This window comes from Streptococcus sp. 5004, assembly GCF_013276755.1.
Taxonomy (GTDB): domain Bacteria; phylum Bacillota; class Bacilli; order Lactobacillales; family Streptococcaceae; genus Streptococcus.
Genome location: NZ_VMLP01000024.1, coordinates 1 through 24,999 on the forward strand (window position 1 = coordinate 1; position 24,999 = coordinate 24,999).

The 24,999-nt window shown below is 41.7% G+C and carries 22 protein-coding genes; 1 reads left to right on the forward strand and 21 read right to left on the reverse strand.

The genetic code is table 11. The annotated features are described in order from the left end of the window. Window positions 1–103: 103 nt before the first annotated feature. From HT685_RS07895 to HT685_RS07915, 5 genes are read right to left on the reverse strand one after another with little or no spacing between them, the layout of a single operon-like run. On the reverse strand, window positions 104–508 hold the full coding sequence (locus HT685_RS07895; protein ID WP_173224697.1) for a PTS sugar transporter subunit IIA: 405 nt from the start codon (window positions 506–508) through the stop codon (window positions 104–106). Between the two features lie 3 nt (window positions 509–511). Next, the gene (locus HT685_RS07900; RefSeq protein ID WP_173224694.1) at window positions 512–1,333 is read right to left on the reverse strand and encodes a PTS system mannose/fructose/sorbose family transporter subunit IID; all 822 of its coding nucleotides are present in this window, start codon (window positions 1,331–1,333) and stop codon (window positions 512–514) included. Beyond that, window positions 1,320–2,225 (reverse strand): PTS mannose/fructose/sorbose/N-acetylgalactosamine transporter subunit IIC, encoded by a 906-nt coding sequence (locus tag HT685_RS07905; protein WP_172931688.1) that lies wholly within the window; start codon window positions 2,223–2,225, stop codon window positions 1,320–1,322. The genes HT685_RS07900 and HT685_RS07905 overlap by 14 nt, the downstream gene beginning before the upstream one ends. Window positions 2,226–2,252: 27 nt before the next feature. Beyond that, complete coding sequence (locus HT685_RS07910) at window positions 2,253–2,729, reverse strand: PTS system mannose/fructose/N-acetylgalactosamine-transporter subunit IIB (RefSeq protein WP_000156971.1); 477 nt, start codon at window positions 2,727–2,729, stop codon at window positions 2,253–2,255. After that, complete coding sequence (locus HT685_RS07915) at window positions 2,726–4,513, reverse strand: beta-galactosidase (protein ID WP_173224691.1); 1,788 nt, start codon at window positions 4,511–4,513, stop codon at window positions 2,726–2,728. Before HT685_RS07915 ends, HT685_RS07910 begins: the two co-directional genes overlap by 4 nt. 347 nt (window positions 4,514–4,860) lie before the next feature. Between HT685_RS07915 and HT685_RS07920 the strand changes: the two genes are divergently transcribed. Continuing rightward, window positions 4,861–5,577, forward strand: coding sequence for a GntR family transcriptional regulator (locus tag HT685_RS07920; RefSeq protein WP_173224688.1), 717 nt, complete (start codon window positions 4,861–4,863; stop codon window positions 5,575–5,577). A gap of 257 nt (window positions 5,578–5,834) precedes the next feature. On the opposite strand, the gene purB is transcribed toward HT685_RS07920, so the two are convergent. From purB to comB, 16 genes are all read right to left on the reverse strand, one after another. Continuing rightward, window positions 5,835–7,130 carry an adenylosuccinate lyase gene (gene purB / locus HT685_RS07925; protein ID WP_012972422.1) on the reverse strand — a complete coding sequence of 432 codons (1,296 nt, stop codon included), beginning with the start codon at window positions 7,128–7,130 and terminating at the stop codon, window positions 5,835–5,837. A 124-nt stretch (window positions 7,131–7,254) separates the two neighbouring features. Beyond that, window positions 7,255–8,046: a hypothetical protein gene (locus HT685_RS07930; RefSeq protein ID WP_173224685.1), complete on the reverse strand. Its 792-nt coding sequence runs from the start codon at window positions 8,044–8,046 to the stop codon at window positions 7,255–7,257. Next, on the reverse strand, window positions 8,021–8,956 hold the full coding sequence (locus HT685_RS07935; protein ID WP_112444905.1) for a hypothetical protein: 936 nt from the start codon (window positions 8,954–8,956) through the stop codon (window positions 8,021–8,023). The genes HT685_RS07930 and HT685_RS07935 overlap by 26 nt, the downstream gene beginning before the upstream one ends. An 82-nt stretch (window positions 8,957–9,038) precedes the next feature. After that, the gene (locus HT685_RS07940; RefSeq protein WP_112444983.1) at window positions 9,039–9,266 is read right to left on the reverse strand and encodes a phosphoribosylaminoimidazole carboxylase; all 228 of its coding nucleotides are present in this window, start codon (window positions 9,264–9,266) and stop codon (window positions 9,039–9,041) included. 69 nt (window positions 9,267–9,335) lie between these two features. After that, window positions 9,336–10,214, reverse strand: coding sequence for an NYN domain-containing protein (locus HT685_RS07945; RefSeq protein WP_173224682.1), 879 nt, complete (start codon window positions 10,212–10,214; stop codon window positions 9,336–9,338). A gap of 31 nt (window positions 10,215–10,245) precedes the next feature. Then, the gene (gene purK / locus HT685_RS07950; protein WP_173224679.1) at window positions 10,246–11,337 is read right to left on the reverse strand and encodes a 5-(carboxyamino)imidazole ribonucleotide synthase; all 1,092 of its coding nucleotides are present in this window, start codon (window positions 11,335–11,337) and stop codon (window positions 10,246–10,248) included. Further along, complete coding sequence (gene purE, locus HT685_RS07955) at window positions 11,324–11,815, reverse strand: 5-(carboxyamino)imidazole ribonucleotide mutase (RefSeq protein ID WP_173224676.1); 492 nt, start codon at window positions 11,813–11,815, stop codon at window positions 11,324–11,326. Before purE ends, purK begins: the two co-directional genes overlap by 14 nt. A 192-nt stretch (window positions 11,816–12,007) precedes the next feature. Next, window positions 12,008–13,270 carry a phosphoribosylamine--glycine ligase gene (gene purD, locus HT685_RS07960; RefSeq protein ID WP_173224673.1) on the reverse strand — a complete coding sequence of 421 codons (1,263 nt, stop codon included), beginning with the start codon at window positions 13,268–13,270 and terminating at the stop codon, window positions 12,008–12,010. 121 nt (window positions 13,271–13,391) lie between these two features. Beyond that, window positions 13,392–14,939 carry a bifunctional phosphoribosylaminoimidazolecarboxamide formyltransferase/IMP cyclohydrolase gene (gene purH / locus HT685_RS07965; RefSeq protein ID WP_173279008.1) on the reverse strand — a complete coding sequence of 516 codons (1,548 nt, stop codon included), beginning with the start codon at window positions 14,937–14,939 and terminating at the stop codon, window positions 13,392–13,394. A 25-nt stretch (window positions 14,940–14,964) separates the two neighbouring features. Beyond that, window positions 14,965–15,474: a VanZ family protein gene (locus HT685_RS07970; RefSeq protein WP_173279009.1), complete on the reverse strand. Its 510-nt coding sequence runs from the start codon at window positions 15,472–15,474 to the stop codon at window positions 14,965–14,967. An 83-nt stretch (window positions 15,475–15,557) separates the two neighbouring features. Next, on the reverse strand, window positions 15,558–16,103 hold the full coding sequence (purN, locus tag HT685_RS07975; RefSeq protein ID WP_173224665.1) for a phosphoribosylglycinamide formyltransferase: 546 nt from the start codon (window positions 16,101–16,103) through the stop codon (window positions 15,558–15,560). Next, window positions 16,100–17,122, reverse strand: coding sequence for a phosphoribosylformylglycinamidine cyclo-ligase (gene purM, locus HT685_RS07980; protein ID WP_173224662.1), 1,023 nt, complete (start codon window positions 17,120–17,122; stop codon window positions 16,100–16,102). Before purM ends, purN begins: the two co-directional genes overlap by 4 nt. Window positions 17,123–17,335: 213 nt before the next feature. Then, window positions 17,336–18,778 carry an amidophosphoribosyltransferase gene (gene purF, locus HT685_RS07985; protein ID WP_049522364.1) on the reverse strand — a complete coding sequence of 481 codons (1,443 nt, stop codon included), beginning with the start codon at window positions 18,776–18,778 and terminating at the stop codon, window positions 17,336–17,338. A gap of 92 nt (window positions 18,779–18,870) precedes the next feature. Continuing rightward, window positions 18,871–22,596, reverse strand: a complete 3,726-nt coding sequence (locus tag HT685_RS07990; protein WP_173224656.1) for a phosphoribosylformylglycinamidine synthase — start codon at window positions 22,594–22,596, stop codon at window positions 18,871–18,873. Between the two features lie 67 nt (window positions 22,597–22,663). Beyond that, on the reverse strand, window positions 22,664–23,371 hold the full coding sequence (purC, locus tag HT685_RS07995) for a phosphoribosylaminoimidazolesuccinocarboxamide synthase (RefSeq protein ID WP_173213953.1): 708 nt from the start codon (window positions 23,369–23,371) through the stop codon (window positions 22,664–22,666). Between the two features lie 275 nt (window positions 23,372–23,646). Beyond that, window positions 23,647–24,996: a competence pheromone export protein ComB gene (gene comB, locus HT685_RS08000; protein WP_173224654.1), complete on the reverse strand. Its 1,350-nt coding sequence runs from the start codon at window positions 24,994–24,996 to the stop codon at window positions 23,647–23,649. Between the last annotated feature and the right edge of the window lie 3 nt (window positions 24,997–24,999).

Below are 24,999 nucleotides of genomic sequence, written 5' to 3' on the forward strand. Positions count from 1 at the left end.
TACTCAATGAAAATCAAAGAGCAAACTAGGAAGCTAGCCGCAGGCTGTACTTAAGTACGGCAAGGCGACGCTGACGTAGTTTGAATTTGATTTTCGAAGAGTATTATTCATCTTCGTCATCATCGAAGCCCGCTAACAGGTCGTTAACTTTCACAATACTTTCTGCAGCACGGCTCTTATAGTCCGCATCTGCGCCTGTAAGGCTCGCATTGATAAATTCAATGACCATTGGAAGATTCATCCCTGCGTAGAGTTCGATATCACGACCTTCCATAATCAAACGGCTTACCACGTTACATGGTGTTCCACCGAGAAGATCCGCAAAGACTAGGAAATCATCCAAACCTTCAATAGCAGCTTCAAATTTTGCAGTAAAGTCTTCTGGGCCATCTTCTGGAAGAAGAGCTACTGTGTAAATGTTGTCTTGTGGGCCCATAATCATTTCTGTGCTACCTTTAAGTTCTTCACAGAAACGACCATGGCTCACCAAAATTAATGATTGCGTCATAAATTATGCGCCCATTCCAAGTACAAATTTACCAAAGGCAGAAAGAGCCAAAGCAAGTACGATAATAATACCGATAGCTTTAGTAGAGTTCATACCTTTCTTACCAAGCAACCAGAAGATAAAGGCAGTAAAGATTGCTGGAAGCAAGCGTGGGAAGATTGAGTTCAAGATGTCTTGGAAGTCAATCAATTTTTCACCGATTGGCAATTTGTAAGAAATGTCAAAGTTGATCAGTGTTGCTACAAGAGCACCCATCATGAAGACACCAAGTACAGATGCAGCGTCAATCAAAGCTGTCAAGGTACTTTGCATGTTGTTGATAAGGCTAACCCCTTCTTTGTAGGCAAATTCCAACTGTTTCCAACGGAAGATGTCATACGCTACTGCAACTGCAATCCAAAGGAAGATCCCCCAAGGTTGGCCAGCGATAGCCATAGTTGCTGCGACTGACCCCATGATAGCAGGTACAAGTGAACCAAAGATTGTATCCCCAAGAGGAGCGAATGGTCCCATCAAACCTGTCTTGATACCGTTAACGGCGTCTTTTGAACCTACACCATCTTTTTCTTCCATGGCAAGGTCAAAACCAGCGATAATGGTATGGAAGAATGGTGAAGTATTGAAGAATTGAGTATGAACTTTCATCATTTCTTTCAATTCAGGAGTGCCATCCCCATACATTTTACGCAACTGAGGCAAGATCATGTAAAGGTAACCAGATGCTTGCATACGTTCGTAGTTCCAACCTAATTGGAAAGTAAACAAGCTACGTTTGTTGATTTGATTAAAATCTTCTTTTGTTAGTTTGTAATTAGAATTCGTCATCTTCGATTTCCCCACTTTCTGATGGTGTAGAAGGTGCTGCTACAGCTACTTTTTGGCTATTTTTGAAGTGAAGCACTGCAAGGAAAATACCTACGATAGAGATACCAATCATAGACAATCCTTTGAAGTTGTTCACGAAACCAATTTTTTCAGCAACTTCAGCAGGAAGAGTGCCTACGATACCAGCAACAGCGCCACCAAGACCTGTTACATATGAGTAAAGAACAGTCAACATAGCTGTCAAACCAAATCCCATAGCAAGGTAGTGAAGGTTACGTTTAACTGGAAGGTAACGAAGCAAGATTGCAAATCCAAGACCTGGAAGCATACGTCCTGCGAGTGTCAAACCATCTGCAACCCATTGGTATTTTGTAACGAAGTCTACTACGTGTTGTACAAATTCACCACCAAAAGCAAGGGCAAAGAAGACTGGAAGGGCACGAGATAAAGCCCAAGGAATCGCACCAAGTAGGTAGTTGCGTTCAATACCTTTATAGTCAAAGCGTTCGATGGCAGCATCCACACGGTGAGCGAAGAAAGTAGTTGTCATACGTCCAAGAACGTCGAAGTAAGTCAAGAGAGATGCTACTGGTACAGCGATTGTAGTAATTGCAAGCGGTGCATCAATTCCTTGTGAAACAGAGAAGGCTGTCGCAAGAACCGCACCAGAAGTTGCGTCGATACGAGAAGCACCACCGAAGGTACCAACCCCAAGAACGAACAGTTGCAAGTTACCACCGATAAGCAAACCAGTAGTCACATCTCCCATGATTAAACCAGTAATGAAACCAGCAAATACAGGGGAACCTGCAGATGAAACGATCGTCAACTCATCACAGATTTGATAAGCTGAGTACAAAGTGAGAAGTAAAATTTGCCACCATTGTATCATAACAATGACCTCCTAAAAAATTTTTTCCTATTTTAATAAGCTCAAAAAGTCTGAAACTGGATCATTTGGAACCATTTGAGCAGTAAGTTTAACACCTTTTTCTGCCAGTTTGTGGAAGTCTTCCACATCCTTGTCCACTACGTTGATAGAACGTGTGATTGCGCGAGTTTCTGGTGTTTGAGACATATTCCCAACATTGAGGGTTTCAAGTGGTACACCTGCTTCGACCAAACCAAGGAAACGGTCTGGTTTACGAGCAACGATAAAGAGACGTTGGCTATCGTATTTACCAGCAAGAATATTGGCTGCAGCTTTCTCAATTGGCAAGATACTGAGTTTCACACCTGGTGGTGTCGCAAGTTTCAAACCACTCTTTTCAACGTCGTTGTTGACAACTTCGTCGTCTACAACCATAATGCGTGAAACATTTAGTTTTCCAGCCCAAAGATTGGCTACTTGTCCGTGGATCAAACGTCCATCGATACGGCATCCTACAATTGTCATAAGTTTTCCCCCTTTATGTGTTTTAGTGTAGGTTTACGAGTTAAATGAATCTCTTCTTTATATTGGCCCTCTGTTTCAAAGATGATGATGCGGTTGGCACCTTCCTTGAGATAGCTATGAGGGATATAAAGCGAGAGGGTTGGGCCGACGTTCCAAAAACGTCCTAGATTCTGCCCGTTTACAAAGGCAACTCCCTTACCAAACTCAGATAAGTCTAGGTAAGTATCTTTTGGCTCTTGAACTGTAAAGTCATAAGCGTAAAAGGCTGGTTGTCCTTGAGTCCATCCTTTTGAAAAATCAATTTTCTCAGGATTATCTAGTGGGAGTGGATAGTGTTTCCAGTTTAGTAAGAAGTGCAAATCCTTACAAACCCCTGTCCGAATTCCCTTACGTTGCGTATCTGCTAAGAACTTGTGTCCATAGTTGACACGCCCCATATTTTCTATCAATATGTCAATCCTAGATAACGCTTTCTTTTCACCTTGATAGAAAATATCTTCCCCAATCTCTGTCTGATATTGGGTTTTAACCCACTGACCATCGACATACAGCTGGGCCCTATCTCGACCATCAATGATACGAAGTCTTTCTTCTTCTGCATCCCAGTTTGTTTCTGTTCGATAGAGTAGGTAGCCATAGCTTTGTCCCAACTCCTCCATCTTTTTAGGATAGAGACTTTCTATCGGACTTGACAAGCTATCTAAGGTTTCAAACAAGGAAACTTTTTCAACTAGTGGAATAGCATCCAACTCCATACTCTCCTTGTAGAGTGGTTCCAACTGCGGATACTCTGGAAAATGTGTTGCCATCATCTTCTTGACCGCCAGATATTTGGCAGTTGGATTTCCTTCTTCATCCAGAAGGGCATCGTAATCATAAGACGTAACTTGTGGCAGGTCCAAAGTCCCTCGAGCCGAGCAACCATTCATGAAGCCAAAGTTTGTACCACCGTGGAACATGTAAAGATTGATAGAGCCTTGTTCCAAAACTTCTCGAACTGCATCTGCCAATTCTTTTGGATCCCGTGTGATAATCGGTTCTTTCCAGCGATTGAACCAACCATCCCAAAATTCCATACACATGAGTGGCCATTTCTTACCATGCTCATCAAAGAATTCCTGCATCTGTGAAAAGTTGTAAGGTGCCTTAGAACCAAAGTTTCCTGTTACAAAGAGGTCATCTTCGATTAAGGTTCCAGCTTTCAAAGTAGCTCGCCATGGACCATCTGATGTAAAGAGGGGACAGGTTACGCCACGCTCTTCCATCAGCTGTCGAATGACTCTCAGGTAAGCCTTATCTTCTCCGTAAGAACCATACTCATTTTCAACCTGCATCATGAGGATATTGCCACCATTGTCCAACAGATGTGGAACCAATCGTGGAAAGAGCTGGTCATAATAGCGACCGACAGCCTCAATATAGGCTGGATCTGATGAACGAATCCTCATATCCTTGGTCAAGAGCCAAGCTGGTAAGCCACCGAATTCCCACTCCGCACAGATGAAAGGTGACGGACGAACGATCGCATAGAGACCCAAATCTTGTGCTGTCTGAAGAAACCGCTCCAAATCCAGAGCCCCTTCAAAATGAAACTCACCCTCACGAGGCTCGTGTAAATTCCAAGCAACATAAGTCTCTACTGTATTAAAACCAAGAGCCTTCAAGTTATAGAGCGAATGATACCAATCTTCTGGAGGAACCCTAAAATAATGAATGGCGCCAGATAAAATCTTAAATGATTTTCCATCGAGATAGAAATCATCTCGTATCTCAAATCGTGTCATAAAACTACCTTCTGACCGCGAAAGTTTACGCTTTCATTTGTTGTTATAGTAATTATAAACCAATCTGTTTGAATTGTCAATAGAAATTGTAGGAATATTTACTGCAATTTTACTATTATACACACGTTCAATTAGTTTCAAACATTTTCAGACCCACTTCAAACGCTCTTTAAATTCGGAATAGAGAACCTAAAATAATTTTGTATAAAATACATTTATAAAATATGAGCAATGCTTATGTACCTTAATTTTTCAAACTATTTTTCTAATTTTTTATTCAAAAGACTACTATTTTTTTCGCTTTTATGGTAAAATTTTCTGTGGAGAAGGAAAATAGAGGTAAAAATATGGCAATTCCCAAATATCAATACATAAAAGACGAATTAAAAAATAAAATCATCTCTGGGCAGTTTAGCAGTGGAGATAAATTTTACACTGAAGCAGAACTCATTTCAATGTACGATGTCAGTTCTATCACAGTTGTCCGCGCCTTAAACGACCTTGCTAAAGATGGCTATATTGTCCGCCAACAAGGAAAAGGAACCTTCGTTTCACGTGCACGCAAACACAAGCTTGTAGAGTTTTCAGATATTGAACTCTTTAATGCTAAAGATGATAAGGTAACTGTTCTTTCAATTGAACGCGGAAATAAACTCGTTTACTTGGAAAAATTGGGTCTACGCGGCGATCAATTCTACTACAAGATTGAACGTGTCCGCGAATCAAACGGTGTCGTTTATATCTACCACACATCCTACATCCCAGAACAATATATCAACGCAAATTATCCAAACCTTGAATACTATAGTTCTATCTATAACCGTTTCAAGTTAGACTACCACATTCACATGAATGATGAACACTTTGAAGAAATCAATGAAATAGTCTTTCCAACTCCAGAACATGTGGCTTCAGTCCTCGGAGTCGATGAACAATTCCCTACTGTCCTACAAACTAAAATCACCAAACTCGAATCAACTGGTCAAGTTTTAGGATACAGTGAAACTTACAAACGATCTGATTATTACAAGATTAAATTCATCTCATGTGACCGTGATCACTAAGAAGAAAGCCTGAGCCTAATCGCTTGGGCTTTTTCTATGATTATTATATGACATAGTAGATTGAAATAGAATATAGACAAATCGATTAGGAAATTTAAATCAATTTCTAGTAATATTTTAGAAGTCACAGTATACTATTCTATATTCAACATATTATAAATATTGGTTATTTTTTTCAAAAGCACTTTAATAAAAAAGAAAAATCGAAGTTCTGCTACTCCAGTAAATAGAGTAATAGAACTTCGATTTTATTTTAATTATCCTAAACCAAGACGTTCAAAGATATCATCCACTCGTTTAGTGTAGTAAAGAGGGTTGAAAATCTCGTCGATTTCTTCTTGTGTGAGGCGTGATGTCACCTCTGGATCTGCTTCTAGCAGTGGTTTGAAGTCTACTTGGTTGTCCCAAGAGTAGGCTGTTTTTGGTTGTACCAAGTCATAGGCTTGCTCACGGGTCATTCCTTTTTCAATCAAGGTCAACATAGCACGCTGGCTAAAGATAAGACCAAACGTAGAGTTCATGTTGCGAATCATGTTTTCTGGGAAGACCGTCAAGTTCTTGACAATATTTCCAAAACGGTTAAGCATGTAATCAATCAAAATGGTCGTATCTGGTGTGATGATACGCTCAGCTGATGAGTGAGAGATGTCACGTTCGTGCCAGAGAGCCACGTTTTCATAGGCTGTAATCATGTGACCACGGATAACACGCGCAAGACCAGTCATATTTTCAGAACCGATTGGGTTGCGTTTGTGAGGCATAGCAGATGAACCTTTTTGACCTTTAGCAAAGAATTCTTCTACTTCGCGTTGTTCAGATTTTTGCAAACCACGAATCTCAGTCGCCATACGTTCGATTGAAGTCGCGATGCTGGCAAGAACCGCAAAGTACTCAGCGTGAAGATCACGAGGAAGGACCTGTGTAGAGATTTCTTGGGCACGGATGCCCAATTTGTCGCAGACATATTGCTCCACAAATGGTGGGATGTTGGCAAAGTTACCAACCGCACCAGAAATCTTACCAGCTTCCACACCAGCAGCCGCATGCTCGAAACGCTCGATATTGCGCTTCATTTCGCTATACCAAGTCGCCAATTTCAGACCAAAGGTTGTAGGCTCAGCGTGCACACCGTGGGTACGCCCCATCATGATGGTGAACTTGTGCTCCTTAGCCTTATCAGCGATGATGTTGGTGAAATTTTCAAGGTCACGACGGATGATGTCGTTGGCCTGCTTGTAAAGGTAACCGTAGGCCGTATCTACCACATCGGTAGAAGTCAAACCATAGTGGACCCACTTGCGCTCTTCGCCAAGCGTTTCAGAAACCGCACGTGTGAAAGCCACTACATCGTGGCGAGTTTCCTGCTCAATCTCCAAAATACGGTCGATGTCAAAGTCCGCTTTCTCGCGAATCAGAGCCACATCTTCCTTAGGGATTTCCCCCAACTCAGCCCATGCCTCGTCGGCCAAGATTTCCACCTCAAGCCAAGCACGGTATTTATTTTCTTCACTCCAAATATTCGCCATCTCAGGGCGAGAGTAACGGTTGATCATGTTGTTTCTCCTTTTTATCATCTATTTTCTTCTTTTATCGAAATCGCAACTTCAAATAAAAAATTATTGGCCAAAGTAATCAAAGATCTCACCAACTATTAAAAAGGTATTCTAATATGTAAGGCTACTCTCCTTGCTTAGACATATTTTCATAGGATAAACCTTTTACAATAAAATTCTTTTGGTCAAGCATTTCTTCAATTATACACTCATACGCTTCCTTATCTACGGTATGTTGTTCAAAATATCGATTTAGTGCTTCCTTAGCAGAGTTCTTATCAAAAAGCACAGGTTCCCCATCTTTGGTAAACGCCACTTTAATAGTATCACTATATTTTGTATCAAAGAAATCTTTATAGTGTACGACCAATTTTATTTTTTTAATTTCATCTTTAGATATATTTTTTATCTCCACATAAAAGACACTATCATCATCTTTTTTTATAATTTTCATTCTCTTCGATTTACTAGGTCCCTTTTCATCGATTCTTATGTCTTCAATAAAAGCATGCCCCAATCCTATATTTTCTACATATAAGGGAAAAATAAGAGATTTATCTGGATTTTGCGAAAATTCTATTTTATAGTCTAAAATATCTGTTCTTTTAGATTGATCAATCTTTCTATACAGATAAATTCCAATTGAAATAAAATATCTTAAATAGGGCTTATGACTATTTATTAAATCCGCTTTATGTTTTTTATTTTCTACGCTGATAGTCCAATAAATACCGTATATAGTTACAATAGCCCCAATTATAGCACTAATCAAACTTGACCAAAATTCATTATTTAATCTATAGGTTTTCAAAATACAATCTTTGGTATCAATATGGAATAAACCTAATAACACCAATATTAGGATTAAGATTATAATCCAAAAAATTTTTTTACTCATTTTCACCCATAATCTCATCAATCAACCTTCTTCGTTCTTCCTGAAATATATACTTTTGATATAAACTACTTTCTTTCAGTTTTCGATAGAAAGCTATTTGATTAATCTCTACACCACTTTTTTTTAATGTCTTTATTAAGTCATCAAAAGAATCTGCCTTATCTATCATTTTCAATAAATTAGGATTTACAATAAATACTTCTTTGCCAGAACGACTTTTTTCTATCAATCCTAAAATATTATGCGGAAAAATACAATCTAAAAATATTACCTCATTATACTTATCTTTAAAGCCTTTCATTCCAATTTCATTACAAAATTGTTTAATCTTTTTTGTTTCAAGATACATACATTCTGGTGAGTTATTCGTAAAAGCAACTATTGTATATGAAACATCATCTTTTTCAGAAAATATTTTCTGTGCAATATCTTTATTTCTAGATGTTGATACACAAGGAATTTTCGATTGAAAAGGAGCTTTATCTTGTACAATATGTAAAATACTTAGTACTTTTAAATACATATCATAATAAGAATAATTGTATGTATCTTTATAATTTTTTATCTTCTCAATTATAGCATTAATATCACCAGATATACCATAAGTTGCAAAATTTTCAAAATTTTCTTTTAAATGTTTTAATACCAGCTTAAAATTCTCGTATTCCTTTTCATTCCACTCTTCCAGAGTATTATAACCCAAATCATTTTCTAAATCCTTAAATAAATTAAATCTTGCTTTTTCACCACCAATAAAAATAAAGTCCTTAAAGTTCTTATATATTTTTTTATCTATCCCTCGAAATACCAACCTTTTCCTTAATGAATAATAGATCGCTTCAACCAGCTTCTTTTTATTTCCAGTAATTTTTCTTTTTTTATTGTTATAACTTCCATCACTAGATAATTTGTATGTTACATACTTCATTTAACTATTAACACCCTTTCAAAAGTAATAGGTTTCCTAACAAAGATAAAACAGCAAATCTTATAATTTATGTCCTATTTTACTACTCAAATTCTTCTTTCCCAATCCAAACAGATGGGTAGTGATCGAGTGTATTCAAATCCGTATCCAACGGGATATCATAGATAGCTAGATAGTTTTCAGGATATTGGGCAACTAGCTCTTCATACTTAGCTTTCACCTTTTCGTGATTGCTACTAGCATACAAGACTTCGATGACTGCTCCAGTCTTATCTTTTTCAACAAAAGCGTTGACAATGAGTTGAATCATAGTCATACTCCCTTTCTATATAATATAATTGTGTCTACTGATACAATTATATTTGTTGATAAAAGTATATTATTTTTTTATTTTTTTAATAGTGTAAACAATAAATCCAGCAAATGTAGCCGATCCAGTCGCAATCAAGCTCCAATTTCGTCTCAACATTTCTTTTCGTGCTTGTCTTTTAGCTTCTTTAGCAAGTCTTTTATGTTCATTCTCTTTTTCTATTGCTTCGTTTTTCAGATTTAAATCTTCCGATTTGGCAGCGGAAACTATACTATCAATTTCTGAAATTTGTTCAAAATTAACTAATTCGTCAATTCGCTCCAAATAGATATTTTTATCTATATAACATAACCTAGAAATTTTATTTTTAGCACACTGCTTAGCCTGATTGAATTCTCGCTCCTGTTTTTCTCTTGCAAGACGTATTTCTCTTTCTCTAAAATATTCTTTTTCATAATATCCATCAATATCACGATTAAAATAAATTAAATCTTCTGCTACATCATCAAGATATTTAATTGTAATTTCCTTAACATCTAAGTATTCGTTACTTAAACTATCTTTCCAGGACCATAAAATAACTATCCAGTTCTTCTCCAAAGCTTCTTCAATAAGAGGAAACATGTCAAAATCTCCGCTTAAAAGGTTCAATGTTGCAGGATGGTCTTGTTGAACAATAAACGATACACCTTTAGCAATTATTTTTGAATCAACTGCTTTTTCTCCTTTTTGTTTACGCTCATAAGTATATACATCAAAACCTTTACTCTTCATAGTCGACCAAAACCCATCACTTTTCGGAGGAGTAGATCCTACTAATATCTTTTTCTGATTTTTAAATTTTGTATAATTTTTTACAAATTTATCATAATCAAATCTTCCATCTTGACCTACAAGATTTTTTACTTCAATAAAAATATTCGAATTATCAATCAATAATAAATCCATAAACTTCCCCATTGTTCATTATTTTAACAACCTAAAAATCTATCCCTTCCCCAAACTCAACCACATTGTCTGGTTCATCACTAAATAAAGTCACATGTCCCATCTTGCGGTTGTGCTTCGCTTCTATTTTACCATACAGGTGGAGGTGGGCGCTTGGATTTTCTGTGACATATTTTTCAGCAGCCTCGACATGCTGGCCGAGGACATTAAGCATAACAGCAGGCTCATGTAGTTTGATGGCTGGCAATGGTGCTCCCAGAACACCCAATATATGGGTATCAAACTGCGAGAAATCACAGGCTTCAATAGAATAGTGCCCAGAGTTATGTGGACGTGGGGCAATTTCATTGACAATGATGTCATCAGCTGTCGCAAACATTTCCACGCAAAGGGTTCCAGACAAGTTGAGTTGCTCAGCGATTCTCACTGCCATAGCTTTGGCTTTCTCAGCTAAACTTTCAGAAATGCGAGCAGGCACAATAGTTTTTGAAAGGATGTTGTTGCGGTGGATATTTTCCTGAACTGGGAAAACTGTCACATCCTTGCCATTTCCTGATACAATGACAGAAATTTCAAGGTCAAAATTGACAAATTCTTCCAAAACACAGTCTGCTGAATCGGCTAGTGCATTGGCTTCTTCCAAGTCTTCTGCCGAGCGAATGACCTTTTGTCCATGGCCATCGTATCCACCAGTAGCAGTCTTGAGGACATAGTTTTTGGCCAGGTCAATCTCCGCCAAGTCTTGGCTAGAAGTCACAACCTTATAAGGCGCCACAGTGACTTGTGCCTTATTTGAGAGAAAATCCTTTTCAAAGATGCGATTTTGTGAAATGCGGAGCAGGTCTGTCCCTTGAGGGAGTTGTCCATCCTTGATGACAGCATCCAAACCGTCAGCAGCGACATTTTCAAACTCATAGGTGAGGACATCGCAACGCTCAGCCAACTGACGGAGGGCGTCTACATCGTTATAAGGAGCCACGATGATTTCCGCCACGCGAGAGGCCGGGCAATCAGTCACAGGATCCAACGCGATAACCTTGTAGCCCATGTAGATAGCAGAAATAGCCATCATTTGACCCAGCTGGCCGCCACCGATAATTCCGATTGTTTTAGATGAGCTCATTCGTCGACTCCTCTGCAATTTTTCCTTGTTCTTCTGCGAAATCTGCTAAAGCTGTTGCGATATCCTGATCCTCTACCGAAAGAAGACGGAGGGCGAAGAGAGCCGCGTTGGTCGCACCTGCTTCACCGATAGCCATTGTCGCAACAGGCACACCGCCCGGCATTTGTACGATAGAATAGAGCGAGTCCACGCCACTAAGAGCACGTGATTTGACTGGTACACCAATGACTGGAAGGGTTGTTTTAGCCGCTACCATACCTGGCAAATGGGCTGCGCCTCCAGCACCTGCGATGATAACCTTGATGCCACGGCTACGTGCTTCTTCTGCATGCTTGAACATAATGTCTGGCGTACGGTGGGCAGAGACAACCTTCTTTTCGTAGGCTACACCGAAGCGGTCTAGGACTTCGGCAGCTTTTTGCATGGTTGCCCAGTCAGATTTTGAGCCCATGATAATGGAAATAATTGGTTTAGTCATAATTTTTCCTTTTTTCTTCTTTTTTGATAATGGTCTTAGGTGGTGGGGACGGAAGCAAACCTTCGGTTTCATTCCTAAACTTTGAGCCTAAAGTCTCAAAGTTTCCCCCGACCAGAACAGAAATTGTTCTGATCTTTTCACCACGGCGACCATTATCGTGTTTGGCGACTGCGTCGCTTTTTTCTTATACCTTTATCTAATTGCCTTGCTTCCGATATCGGTTCGGTAGAAGAGGCCTTCTGGTTTTTGTTGAGCAAGTTCTTGATAGATGGTGTTTTGGGCTTCTTTGACGGTATCTGCTGTGGTGACCAGCATATAGACACGGCCGCCGTTTGATAGCAGTGCTCTGCTATTTTCAGCGAATTTAGCACCGGCATAGTAAGTGATGATGTCGCCCTCTGTTTTTGCTGGCAATTCAACACCTTTTTCATAGTCTAGCGGGTAGCCGTTTGATGCGACAACTACACCCAGAGTCACACTCTTATCCGTCCAAGTGATATTTGGCTCCTTGCCATCGAGGATATCCGTAATATTTTGTGCAAAGTCAGAGGTCAGGCGAGGCAAGATAATCTGAGTTTCTGGATCTCCAAACCGAGCGTTGAACTCGATAACTTTAGGTCCATCTGCTGTCAGGATAAGCCCTGCGTAAAGGACTCCAAGATACGGACGACCTTCTTTAAACATCCCTTCGAGGACTGGCTTGACAATGGTGTCAACCGCTGTGTCAACTACACTCTGTGGCAAGTGAGGAACTGGCGCATAGGCACCCATACCGCCCGTGTTAGGGCCCTTGTCGCCATCATAGGCACGTTTGTGATCCTGAGCCGTTGGCATAACGTAGAACTTGTCCCCATTGACAAAGGCAAAGAGAGAGAATTCTTCTCCGTCGAGGAATTCCTCAATAACCACACGCGCACCTGAGTCACCAAATTTATTGTCCAATAGTATCTCATGAGCGGCTTCGACCGCTTGCTCGACTGTCTCAGCAACGACGACACCCTTCCCAAGCGCCAAGCCATCCGCCTTGACCACGATAGGAGCCCCCTGCTTTTCGATATAGGCCTTGGCTTCCTCGAAATCTGAGAATGTGCCATAGGCTGCTGTCGGAACGCCGTATTTGACCATGATTTCCTTGGCAAAATCCTTGGACCACTCCAGCTCAGCTGCCAATCTTGTCGGACCAAAGGCTTTGAGACCAACTGCATGGAGATCATCCACGATACCAGCCGCAAGGGCGTCATCTGGCCCGATAAATGACCAAGCAACATCGTTGGCTTTTACAAATTCAATCAATTCAGAATGTTCGGAAATAGAGATATTTACCAATTCCAAACCATCCAGAGTCATCCCATCATTCCCAGGAGCAACAAAAACCTTTTCTACCTCTTTTGACTCAAGCAACTTCTTAGCAATCGCATGTTCACGACCACCCGAACCGACAACTAACAGCTTCATCTCTCAACCTCTTTTGCGAATTTTTTAATAACATTATACCACAAACGTTCGTTTTAATCTTGTTTCACTCCGTGTTTTTACACAAAAAAGGAAAGAAACTGTTTTCTTCCCTTTAACGTTCTTAATGTCTAAAATGTCTCACGCCTGTGAAGACCATGGTCAAGCCATATTTGTCAGCAACTTCGATGGATTCTTGGTCACGGACGGAGCCTCCCGGCTGGATGATGGCCTTAATACCTGCTTTAGCGATTTCTTCCACGTTATCGGCAAATGGGAAAAAGGCATCGGAAGCAAGCACAGCACCGTCAAGGCGGTCTTTGGCTTGGTCGATGGCAATACGGACTGAAGCCACACGGTTAGTTTGACCTGGACCAACACCAAGTGTCATGTGGTCGTTGGTCACGATAATTCCGTTTGATTTGACGTATTTAATAGCCTTCCAAGCAAACTCAAGAGCTGTCGCTTCTGTCTCAGTTGGCTGGCGTTTGGTCACCACTTGCCAGTCAGCTGGACTTTCTTTGACCACGTCTTGGTTTTGCACCAGAAGTCCACCAACTACACCTGTGTATTCTGCTTCCACTTCACTGGTCTCTTGAGCATCAAATGGCAAGGCAAGGATACGCAAGTTTTTCTTTTTGTTGGTCAAAATAGCTAGCGCTTCATCCGTATAGCTTGGTGCAATGATGATTTCAAGGAATACACCATGCATCTTCTCAGCTGTCGTAGCACCCACCTCACGGTTAAGAACAACGATACCACCAAAGATAGACACTGGGTCAGACTCATAAGCGTAGTCCCAAGCAGTCTCGATGTCATCAGCCTGACCGATTCCACATGGGTTCATGTGTTTGAGAGCCACAACGGTTGGACGATCTTTGAAGTCACGGATGATACGAATGGCAGCATCAGCGTCACGGATATTATTGAATGACAATTCTTTCCCATTGAGCTGTTTCGCTGAAGCAATCGAATAGTCTGTTGGCAAAGCTTTTTGGTAGAAATCCGCGTCTTGTTGAGGATTCTCACCGTAACGCATAGCTTGTTTGAGATCATAGGCTAAAGTGAGCTTTTCAGGTTTGCTTTCTCCGACTTGAGCTGTGAAATACTCTGCAATCAAGGCATCATAAGCCGCTGTGTGACGGAAAACTTTGGCTGCCAAACGTTGACGCGTTTCGTAAGTCGTTTCACCATTGGCTGACAACTCGTCCAAAACCACTGTATAGTCAGCAGGGTCTACCACAACCGTCACGCTGGCATGATTCTTCGCTGCTGAGCGAAGCATAGATGGCCCACCGATATCGATGTTCTCCACCGCATCAGCATAAGTCACGTCTGGTTTGAGGATGGTTTCCTTAAATGGGTAAAGGTTTACCACAACAAGGCCGATGAGTTCAATCTGATTATCCTTAGCCGCTTCTAAATGGCTATCTAAGTCGCGACGAGCAAGGAGCCCTCCGTGGATATTTGGATGAAGGGTCTTAACACGTCCATCCATCATTTCTGGAAAACCAGTCACATCATCGATAGCAATGGTGTCCACCCCAGCATTATCAAGGGCAATCTTAGTTCCACCTGTCGAGATAATCTCCCAACCAAGTTTTTTAAGTTCTTGGGCAAATTCAACAATACCCGCTTTGTCTGAGACGCTGATTAAGGCGCGTTTAGTCATTATTATTCTCCTTTTTAATCATTAGTTAAACACCAATTAAATGCAGTAACAGTAAAACAAAATAAGCAAAACCAAGGCTAATCATACCTAAGATATTGACCCATTTTCTAGTCTGTGATTTGAACACTCTTATAAAAATTTGATAAATCAGTAAGCCTACACAAACACCTAGCGTATTTAAAGTCAAATCCGTTATATCTGTTATACCTATTGCTAAAATATACTGTAAGCACTCAAACAATAAACTAATCAAGAAACCTGTCCCGACTATTTTTAAACTAGATAAATTAGTTTTTATCAGAGGGAAACAAACACCTAATGGAATAAAGGAAATCAGATTAAATAACATTTCAGCAAAAACAATTTTTCCATCTACTATTAGTGGTTCTGAAAATGGAATCCAATTGATGTACCTTGGAGCTAAGAAAAATGCTATAAATTCAGGATTAGTTTCAAACTTAAATAAGATTACCCAAGTTAATAACATCAGATAGACATAAAATACATATCGAGTTGTTTTTTTAGATTCTAACATTACAAATACCTCCGTTTGAAGCCGTATTCAACAAGCACTGACTCCAATTTTAAATCAAAGATATCATATGAATCATCAAAAAGTCAATCTGTAAATAGAGCCTTCACTACTTCCGGATACAACTTGTACTCTGCCTCATGGATGCGAGCTTCAAAACTGGCTATGGTATCATCAGATAACCGAGGCACACGGACTTGTTTGATGATCTTACCAGTGTCCACACCAGAATCTACCCAGTGAATAGTCACGCCGCTCTCAGCAACGCCAGCATTCCAAGCGTCCTCAATCCCATGAGCTCCTGGAAATTCTGGCAGGTAGGCTGGATGAATATTGATGATTCGTCCTTCATAAGCCGCCAATAAGGTTGGCCCAACGATTTTCATGTAGCCTGCTAGGCAAACCAAGTCAATCTGGTGTTCTTCCAAGAGTTCGACAAGAGCTGCTTCGTAGTCTGCCTTGTTCTCAAACTCCTTGAGTTCAAAAGCATAGGACAGAACGACGAGCTTGTCTGCACGCTCGAGCACATAGGCGTCACGATGGTCTGAAAAGACAAACTCTACTGGAAATTCTTCAGCAATCACCTGAAAATTTGAGCCATTACCTGAGGCAAAAACCGCTATTTTTTTCATTTGATGATGACACTTTCGTTTTCTTTCTTGACGATACGACCAATTTCATAGACTGGTTCATCCAACAATTCCTTGACACGACTTACATTTTCAGGGCTAACTGCCAGCATGAGTCCCACACCCATATTGAAGATTTCAAACATTTCTTCATGCTTGATTTCACCGTATTTTTCAAGGGCTTTGAAAATCGGTAAAACTGGAACCTTGTCTTCCTCAATCTCAGCTGCTAGATCAGCTGCAAACATGCGAGGGACATTCTCAATAAAGCCACCACCAGTGATGTGGGCAATGCCGTTGACCAACTCTTCCTTGATGAGTGGCAAAACAGCCTTGACATAGATACGAGTTGGCTCAAGAAGAACGTCCTTGAGTTGCTTGCCTTCCAATTCTGGAAGGACTTCCTCACCTGTGTAATCCGCAAAGACACGACGGACGAGAGAGTAACCATTGGAATGAATCCCACTTGAAGCAAGTCCGAGAAGAACATCTCCCTCTGCCACCTTTGAACCGTCAATGATTTGAGATTTTTCTGCAACACCGACCGCAAAACCAGCCAAGTCATAGTCATCTTCGCCGTACATGCCAGGCATTTCAGCCGTTTCCCCACCGATGAGGGCAGCACCTGCCTGCACACAACCTTCTGCCACACCAGCAACCACTTGTTCTAGCTTAGCTGGTTCATTCTTGCCAGTTGCGACGTAGTCAAGGAAATAGAGGGGCTCCGCACCTGCAGCAATGATATCGTTGACACACATGGCCACACAGTCCTGACCGATAGTATCGTGCTGGTCGTACTTGATAGCCAGCATGAGTTTGGTTCCGACACCGTCAGTTCCTGAAATCAAGACGGGTTCTTTAACCCCAGTCTTTGAAAGGTCAAACATACCACCAAAGCCACCCAGAGCTCCCATGACACCTGCACGCTCCGTACGAGCCACGTGCTTTTTAATCCGTTCAACAACTTCATAACCCGCTTCAACATCCACGCCAGACTGGGCATAAGCATTTTTATTTGTCATTTTTATGTTCCTTTTCTTTGAGAAAGATTGCGACGTATTTTTAGATAAACAATTATTTTATCTAAAAATACTAGTCAGGTCTCTAGCTTTGTTCCCATAGGAGAAAGCGTCTACTGACAAATGCTTTAGCTTTTAGTCAGTAGTGAGACGTGGAGCATAAGCATTTTTATTTGCCATTTTTATATTCCTTTTCTTTAATGGAGGATCTATTGTCTATTTGTAAAAACTCGTCTTTTCTTCCAAACTTCTACGATAGTCTTCTTCATAGTCGTAGAGAGGCGTTGGGTAATCACCATCAAAATAAGCGACACATAGACCACCATTTGGCGCATCTGTTTCAATACCAATTGAATCAATCAACCCCTCAACAGAAAGATAAGTCAGACTGTCCGCACCAATGATTTGGCGAGTTTCTTCGACCGTATGATTGGCCGCAATTAGCTCCTGACGGGTCTGGATATCAATCCCGTAGAAACATGGATAAGCTAGCGCTGGACTACCAATAGCAACGTGAACCTCAGTTGCACCCGCTTCTTTCAAGAGCTGAACGATCCGACGAGAGGTTGTTCCACGTACAATAGAGTCATCAATCATAACCACACGCTTGCCTTTTACAACACCAGAAACAGCAGATAGTTTCATCCGCACCCCTTGCTCCCGCAATTCTTGAGTCGGTTGGATAAAGGTACGTTGGGTGTATTGGTTCTTGATGAGGCCCATTTCATTTGGTAGCCCGGACTCTTCCGCAAATCCCATAGCCGCGCTGAGGGAAGAATTGGGCACACCGACCACGATATCCGCCTCATGCTTGAATTCACGCGCCAATTGGGCACCCATACGTTTACGAGCCGTATGAACATTGACACCATGAATGTTAGAATCAGGCCGAGCAAAGTAGATATACTCCATAGAACAAATTGCCAGCTGGGTATCATCTGTATAGCTATCATACTGGATGCCCTTGTCATCAATGATCACAATCTCACCTGGCTTCAAATCGCGAATCCATTCTGCACCAATAACCTCAAAAGCACAAGTTTCAGAGGAAACTACCACAGCTCCGTTGGCCATTTTCCCGATCGAAAGCGGACGGAAGCCATTAGGGTCAAGAGCCGCAATCAACTTGTCTTCAAACAACAAGATATAGGCAAAACCACCTTTGACAAGACTGAGCGCTTCCTTGATTTTGCCCATCAGACTAGGATTGTGACTGCGACGAATGAGGTGAGCCAAGATTTCAGAGTCCGAAGTCGCACTGAAAATCGCTCCTCTATCTTCCAATTCTTTCTTGAGAGAGGCTGCATTGGTCAGATTTCCATTATGAGCCAAGCCAAACTGCATATCGTGAAAACGGAAGAGGAAGGGCTGGATATTATCTACAGAAGCTTCGCCAGCAGTCGCGTAACGAACATGCCCAATCGCACCAGTTCCTGTCAATTTATCTAAGTTAGCAGGATTTCTGAACACTTCTGATAGAAGTCCCATGTCACGATGGCGCTTCAATTGTCCCTGATCGTTGGAGAGGATTCCTGCCCCCTCCTGACCACGGTGCTGAAGACTATGGAGACCAAAATAGGTCAATTTAGCAGCATCTGGATGTCCCCAGATACCGAAAACACCACATTCTTCATTAAGAGATTTTACTTCGTATGTCATTTTTTATACCTAATTTTCATTTGTAATCACCAAGAGCTAGATCTACATGACTTTTACATTGCAGATACTATCTATTAGAAAATCTGCAAGTCTTATTTTCCAGTAAAGTATTTAACCGCCGACGCGAACAGGTGCTGGTCTTTATTTCCTGGGATGTTTTGGAAAAGACCGTCCTCATAACGTTCTGAGTGGCCCATCTTACCGATGATTTGACCGTTTTTGCTGGTAATTCCTTCAATGGCATGGACGGAACCATTCGGATTGTACTTAGAATCCATACTTGGTTTGCCGTCAAAATCAACGTATTGGCTCAAAATTTGGCCATTGTCACGGAGCTCTGCAAATTCCTCGGCCGTCACGACAAATTTCCCTTCACCGTGCGAAACAGGAATGGCGTGGATATCACCCACTTGCACACCAGTCAACCATGGTGAGTTGGTATTGGCAATGCGGGTTTCCACCATCTTGGCCACGTGTTGGTTGGCATCATTGTAGAAGAGGGTTGGACTAGTACTAGTAGCATCCTCAAAGTTCCCGTATGGAAGAAGACCTGATTTGACCAAGGCCTGGAATCCATTACAGATACCGATAATTAAGCCACCACGGGCGATAAAGCTATCAATAGCCACACGGACTTTTTCATTAAGCAGGATATTGACGATAAACTTGGCTGAACCATCTGGCTCGTCCGCAGCTGAGAAACCACCTGCAAAGAAGAGGATGTTAGCCTTGCCGATGTTGTCAACCATAGTTTCAACTGACTTGACAATGGCTTCTTCATGCAAGGTCACAAATGGTACCAAGTTAACCTCTGCACCTTCTTTTTCGAAGGCCTTGGCTGAGTCATATTCCGAGTTGGTGCCTGGGAAGACTGGGATGTAAACCACAGGTTTTTCAACCTTTTCTTTTGCTTTAATCACAACATCTGATACCACAGCTGGTACTTCATCTAGTTCTTTGGCTTGGGCAAACTCTGTTGGGTAAACTTTTTCCAGTTTTCCTTGGAAGGCACTGTCAAGCTTGTGTCCATCTAGCTTCACACCGTTGACAAGGAGTGTAAAGTCTGCACTTGTTTGACCGATTTTCTCTACTCCAGCAATTTCTTCAGGAGATGTGAAGACAAATCCGCCCAATTGTGCTGTCAAAGAACTTTCAAGTTCAGGCAAGATTACCTCTGCACCGATATGATTTCCAAAAGTAGCAAGTGCCAAACTTTCAACCACACCGCCGTATTTGACAGCTAAAGCAGCTGTTACTTTGTGAGCCTTTTGAAGGGATTCAAACTGAGCAAAGTTAGACTTAATCAAGTCAAAATCAATCTCTGCAGCAAGAGCTTGACCTGGGATGTAGTAGATGTTTTCCCCAGCAACTTTAAATTCTGGAGAGAGCACCTTACGGCTATCTGCTGTCGTTACCCCAAAGGCAACCAAGGTTGGTGGCACCGTCAACTCTTCAAAGGTACCAGACATAGAGTCCTTCCCACCGATAGATGGCAAGCCAAGCTGAATCTGAGCTTCGATAGAACCTAGAAGAGCAGCTACTGGCTGACCGAAACGCTCAGCTTGTTTGTCCATGCGCTCGAAGTACTCTTGGTAAGAGAAGCGAGCCTTAGACCAATTGGCACCTGTCGCTACTAGACGAGCCGTAGCTTCGATAACCGCATAAGCAGCACCGTGGTATGGAGACCATTCTGCCAAATAAGGGTTAAATCCTTGAGCCATGACTGAGGCAGTATGAGTCACACCATGTTGTACAGGCAATTTCTGCACAGAAGCCTCAGTCGGTGTGAGTTGGTAGCGACCACCAAGCGGATGGTTGACTGTAGAACGACCGACCGAACAGTCAAAGATGGTCTGCAAGCCTTTTTGACTCACATGGTTGAGATCAGACAAGACTTCAAGAGTATCCGCTTCAAGGGTTTCAGCAGATGTTTGACGTTCTTCTGGAAGCTTGACATCCTTGTCAACGACCTTAGCATCTACCACAACACGTACACCATTAGTATCAAGGAAACAACGTTCCAAGTCGACAATGGTTTCACCATTCCAGTGCATGACAAGATTTGGTTTTTCAGTCACTGTCGCCACAACAACAGCGTCAATATTTTCTTTGTTACATTCAGTAACGAAGGCATCCACATCTTCAGGACGAACCACAACCGCCATCCGTTCTTGTGATTCAGAGATGGCAATTTCTGTACCATTCAAGCCTTGGTATTTAAGAGGAACCTTGTTGAGGTCGATTTCAAGACCGTCTGCCAATTCACCGATAGCCACACAGACACCACCAGCACCAAAGTCATTAGACTTCTTGATAAGACGTGTTACTTGGCCATTACGGAAAAGGCGTTGAATCTTGCGTTCTTCGATGGCATTCCCTTTTTGAACCTCAGCACCAGCAGTCTCAACTGACTCAACTGTTTGAACCTTAGAAGAACCTGTCGCACCACCGACACCATCACGTCCAGTCTTACCTCCAAGGAGAATAATCACATCTCCCGCTTCCGGTTTTTCACGAACGACATTGCCCTTAGGAGCCGCACCAACAACGGCACCAAGTTCCATACGTTTAGCTACAAAGCCTGGGTGGAAGTATTCACGAACGTAGGTCGTCGCAAGCCCAATTTGGTTACCGTATGAAGAATAACCATGAGCCGCTGTCTTAGAAATGACCTGTTGTGGTAATTTCCCAGCACGCGTTTCCGAAATCGGTGCTGTAATATCACCGGCACCTGAGATACGCATAGCTTGGTAAACGTATGAACGTCCTGACAATGGGTCACGAATAGCACCACCGATACAAGTAGCCGCCCCACCAAATGGCTCAATTTCCGTTGGGTGGTTGTGAGTTTCATTCTTGAACATTAGGAGCCATGGCTCTTTCACACCATCAACGTCCACTTCGATTTCAACCGAACAGGCATTGATTTCGTCTGATACTTCCATGTCGTCCAAACGTCCATTAGCACGCTCATAACGACCGAAAATAGTCGCCATATCCATCAAGGTTTGCGGTTTTTCAGAACGCCCCAACTCCTCACGCATGGTAATATACTTGTCATAGGTTGACTGCAATTGTTTTTGGAATTTAGAAGCTGAAAAGTCGATGTGTTTCAACTCTGTCTCAAAAGTCGTGTGACGGCAGTGGTCAGACCAGTAAGTGTCCAAAACCTTGAGTTCTGTTTCCGTCGGCACGCGCCCGATTGACTTGAAATAGTCTTGGATAAAGAGTAAATCATCCACTTCCATGGCCATCCCTTGCTCGGCCTTGTAGCGAGCAAAGTCTTCTGCCGTATAGCTTTCAAAGAAAGTCAATTTTGGAATGGTCTTGTCTGACTCTGAAAATTCCTGCTTGGCAATCCCTACCGTGATGTCCTTGAAACGAGAATCAACTGGGTTGAGCAGATAGTTCTTGACCGCTTCCAACTCAGCCGCATCAATATCTTTATTCACCAAGTAAAGTTGGGCTGTATTAACCGTTACATCAGTCGAACTTCCTAGTAAAAGCAAGGCTTCCTGCGAAGATGCTGCACGCTGGTCAAACTGCCCTGGTAGGCTTTCAATGGCAAAGAAAGCATAGTTGGCAAGATCCGCCTGCACAGCTACTTCATCCAAAACATGGTCTGTCACCTGCTCAGAGAATATGTGCTTCTCTGCAGGTGCAAACAAGTCCTCAACCAAGTCAAAGACATCATACACTTGCACGATGCGAATACTTTTCAAGCTTGAAAGTCCCAAGTTATGCTGGAGTTCTCTAACCAAACTCTCTGACTTGACCTGAAAATCAGCCTTTTTTTCAACAAAAATACGTTTATCCATCAATTCTTATTCCTTTATTTCAGCTCTTGCAATGTTTCCAAATGACCTTGAGAGTCTTGCAAATAGATTATTTCAATTCCTTCAACTTTTCCCAAACAATCTCATAAACGTCTGTTAGCTCTCCTAATCCCCTACGGAAAACATCCTTATCCATGTGGTTGCCATCTGCATCCCACAAACGGCAGTTATCTGGTGAAAATTCATCTGCCAAGATAATCTTGCCATCCTTGTCAAAACCGAACTCTAGCTTAAAATCAATCAACTTAAGCCCAATCTCAGCAAACCAGACCTTCAAAAGTTCATTAATACGACGCGTTTCTTCCTTCAAGTAGACGATTTGCTTGTCATCCGCAATCTGTAGGAATTTCACATGCTCGTCATTGATAAATGGATCATCCAAATCATCATTTTTGTAGTAAAATTCGACAATCGGAGTCTCCAAGGCAATTCCCTCATCCACACCAAAACGTTTTGAAAAGGAGCCAGCAGTATAGTTGCGGAGCACGACTTCCAAAGGAATAATCTTAACCTTTTTATTGAGTTGTTCCGTGTCTGAAAGCTTCTCCACAAAGTGAGTCGCCACACCAGCCGCATTTAATTTCTCAAAAATAAAAGATGAAATCTGATTATTCAACACTCCCTTGCCCGCAATCTGCTCCTTCTTAACACCATTGAAAGCAGTCGCCTGGTCCTTGTAAGTTGAAATAATAAGATTTTCATCCTCAGTTGTATAGATATCTTTAGCTTTTCCCGAATAGATCAATTGTTTTGACATTTTAAAGTTCGCCTTTCGTATTACTTGAGCACATTCTACCATAAAAAACCTAAAATTACAAGAATTTAACCGAATAAATAACGTGGTAACCTCAAAAATCATAAAGAAAAAACTGCAAGAAGGATCTTTCTCACAGTTTTAAAATCATTTATACTCTTCGAAAATCAAATTCAAACCACGTCAGCTTCACCTTGCCGTACTCAAGTACAGCCTGCGGCTAGCTTCCTAGTTTGCTCTTTGATTTTCATTGAGCATTAACTCCAAAAACACGAACATTACTCTTTGTTCAAAAATTGATCCAAATAATAACGTAGGTAACTTTTCTTGCCCGTAATCATCTGCAGACGACCTTCCACCCCGTACCGAAGTTTTTCAGCCTGCTCCGAAGTTAGATTAGTCTCCGCCTCGATTTTAAAGAAATTCCCTTTTTCAGTCTTGGTAGCTGTCGCATCAATACTTGTAATAGTAGAATCTAGGAAAAGTTGATTCTTGGCATCATGAGTCGTCGTATAACGAACAGAATCACCAACCTTGATTCTTGCTACATCTTTTGAACTTAGATAAGCTGTGAGTTTGGCTTTCCCTTCTTTTTCCAAGGACGGATAGAGTTGGGCTAGTAGGGCACCTTCTGTTACCATGGTAGAATCACTGGTCTCAGGATTAAGGTGAAGCACCCCATCCTCACTCGCCGTAATTTTCCCCTTGTCTAAAAGATTTCCCTGAACCTTCCTACCTGACTCTGCCTCCAAGATTTTCTGGTCTAGAAGGGTCAATTCCTGACCAACCTTTGCTAAGTGTTGAGATTTAAGGGACTCTAATTGACTGCTTAAGCCTGACGCATAGGCTTGCTGGGTACCTGAACCTGCATACTGAACACGGTAAGTAGCAAGACTAGATTCTAACTGAGAAAGCTGCGCTTCAACCTGCGTAACAGCCTGGGCCTTAGCTTGCGGATTTTCCTCGCCCTGAGACTTGTAGGACTGGTAGAGAGAGTAGGCTAGATTCTGACTAGCCAAGGAAGCACCTGTTTCAATAGCTGACTTAGCTGTCTGGTAATCGCGAATTTTAGCCTCTGTTTGACTGATGAGGTTCCCGATTTCAGCTTGGGTTTGGCTAGCTGCTGCATTCTGGGACGCGATGGTCTCATTTTGTTGCCATGTACTAGCCCTAAGACTGCCTGCTTGACTGATGTAGTCGCGAAAGGTGGCTTGGTAGCCAAACTTATCCTCCTCTGGAAAGTGGTTCTCCCCTTCTTGCAAGCTCTTTTGCAAATACTCCAATTGCTTTTTTTGGTCCTTGAGCATGTCCAACTGACTGGCATAGGCCTCCGCTTGGACACCCTCTGCCCCATCCTGATATTGAAGCAACAGTTCTCCCTTTTTAACCAGCTTATTTTCTTCCAAATGATTGACAAGAATGCGATTGTTGCTAGTAGACTGGATGTTTGCAAGAATACGACTAGGCTCGACAGTAGCTCTAGTAGACAAACTCATCTCCTTCTCTGCAAAAGTTGCAAAGCCAAGCAAAAACACAAGCAGAAGGGACATGGGGACAATCACCCGACTGGAAAAATTATGGTAACGACGATTATAAAACTCCGCACTTTCTAAAAATTCTGGTTTCATCCT

Bases quoted from the DNA above. Each gene is read 5' to 3' on its own strand.
- HT685_RS07895 (WP_173224697.1), bottom strand. From the start codon at position 508: ATGACGCAATCATTAATTTTGGTGAGCCATGGTCGTTTCTGTGAAGAA.
- HT685_RS07930 (WP_173224685.1), bottom strand. From the start codon at position 8,046: ATGAGATTATGGGTGAAAATGAGTAAAAAAATTTTTTGGATTATAATC.
- purM (WP_173224662.1), bottom strand. From the start codon at position 17,122: ATGACAAATAAAAATGCTTATGCCCAGTCTGGCGTGGATGTTGAAGCG.
- purN (WP_173224665.1), bottom strand. From the start codon at position 16,103: ATGAAAAAAATAGCGGTTTTTGCCTCAGGTAATGGCTCAAATTTTCAG.
- HT685_RS07940 (WP_112444983.1), bottom strand. From the start codon at position 9,266: ATGATTCAACTCATTGTCAACGCTTTTGTTGAAAAAGATAAGACTGGA.
- purC (WP_173213953.1), bottom strand. From the start codon at position 23,371: ATGTCAAAACAATTGATCTATTCGGGAAAAGCTAAAGATATCTATACA.
- comB (WP_173224654.1), bottom strand. From the start codon at position 24,996: ATGAAACCAGAATTTTTAGAAAGTGCGGAGTTTTATAATCGTCGTTAC.
- HT685_RS07905 (WP_172931688.1), bottom strand. From the start codon at position 2,225: ATGATACAATGGTGGCAAATTTTACTTCTCACTTTGTACTCAGCTTAT.
- purF (WP_049522364.1), bottom strand. From the start codon at position 18,778: ATGACATACGAAGTAAAATCTCTTAATGAAGAATGTGGTGTTTTCGGT.
- HT685_RS07970 (WP_173279009.1), bottom strand. From the start codon at position 15,474: ATGTTAGAATCTAAAAAAACAACTCGATATGTATTTTATGTCTATCTG.
- purD (WP_173224673.1), bottom strand. From the start codon at position 13,270: ATGAAGCTGTTAGTTGTCGGTTCGGGTGGTCGTGAACATGCGATTGCT.
- purK (WP_173224679.1), bottom strand. From the start codon at position 11,337: ATGAGCTCATCTAAAACAATCGGAATTATCGGTGGCGGCCAGCTGGGT.
- HT685_RS07900 (WP_173224694.1), bottom strand. From the start codon at position 1,333: ATGACGAATTCTAATTACAAACTAACAAAAGAAGATTTTAATCAAATC.
- purB (WP_012972422.1), bottom strand. From the start codon at position 7,130: ATGATCAACCGTTACTCTCGCCCTGAGATGGCGAATATTTGGAGTGAA.
- HT685_RS07920 (WP_173224688.1), top strand. From the start codon at position 4,861: ATGGCAATTCCCAAATATCAATACATAAAAGACGAATTAAAAAATAAA.
- HT685_RS07910 (WP_000156971.1), bottom strand. From the start codon at position 2,729: ATGACAATTGTAGGATGCCGTATCGATGGACGTTTGATCCACGGACAA.
- purE (WP_173224676.1), bottom strand. From the start codon at position 11,815: ATGACTAAACCAATTATTTCCATTATCATGGGCTCAAAATCTGACTGG.
- HT685_RS07990 (WP_173224656.1), bottom strand. From the start codon at position 22,596: ATGGATAAACGTATTTTTGTTGAAAAAAAGGCTGATTTTCAGGTCAAG.
- HT685_RS07915 (WP_173224691.1), bottom strand. From the start codon at position 4,513: ATGACACGATTTGAGATACGAGATGATTTCTATCTCGATGGAAAATCA.
- purH (WP_173279008.1), bottom strand. From the start codon at position 14,939: ATGACTAAACGCGCCTTAATCAGCGTCTCAGACAAAGCGGGTATTGTT.
- HT685_RS07935 (WP_112444905.1), bottom strand. From the start codon at position 8,956: ATGAAGTATGTAACATACAAATTATCTAGTGATGGAAGTTATAACAAT.
- HT685_RS07945 (WP_173224682.1), bottom strand. From the start codon at position 10,214: ATGGATTTATTATTGATTGATAATTCGAATATTTTTATTGAAGTAAAA.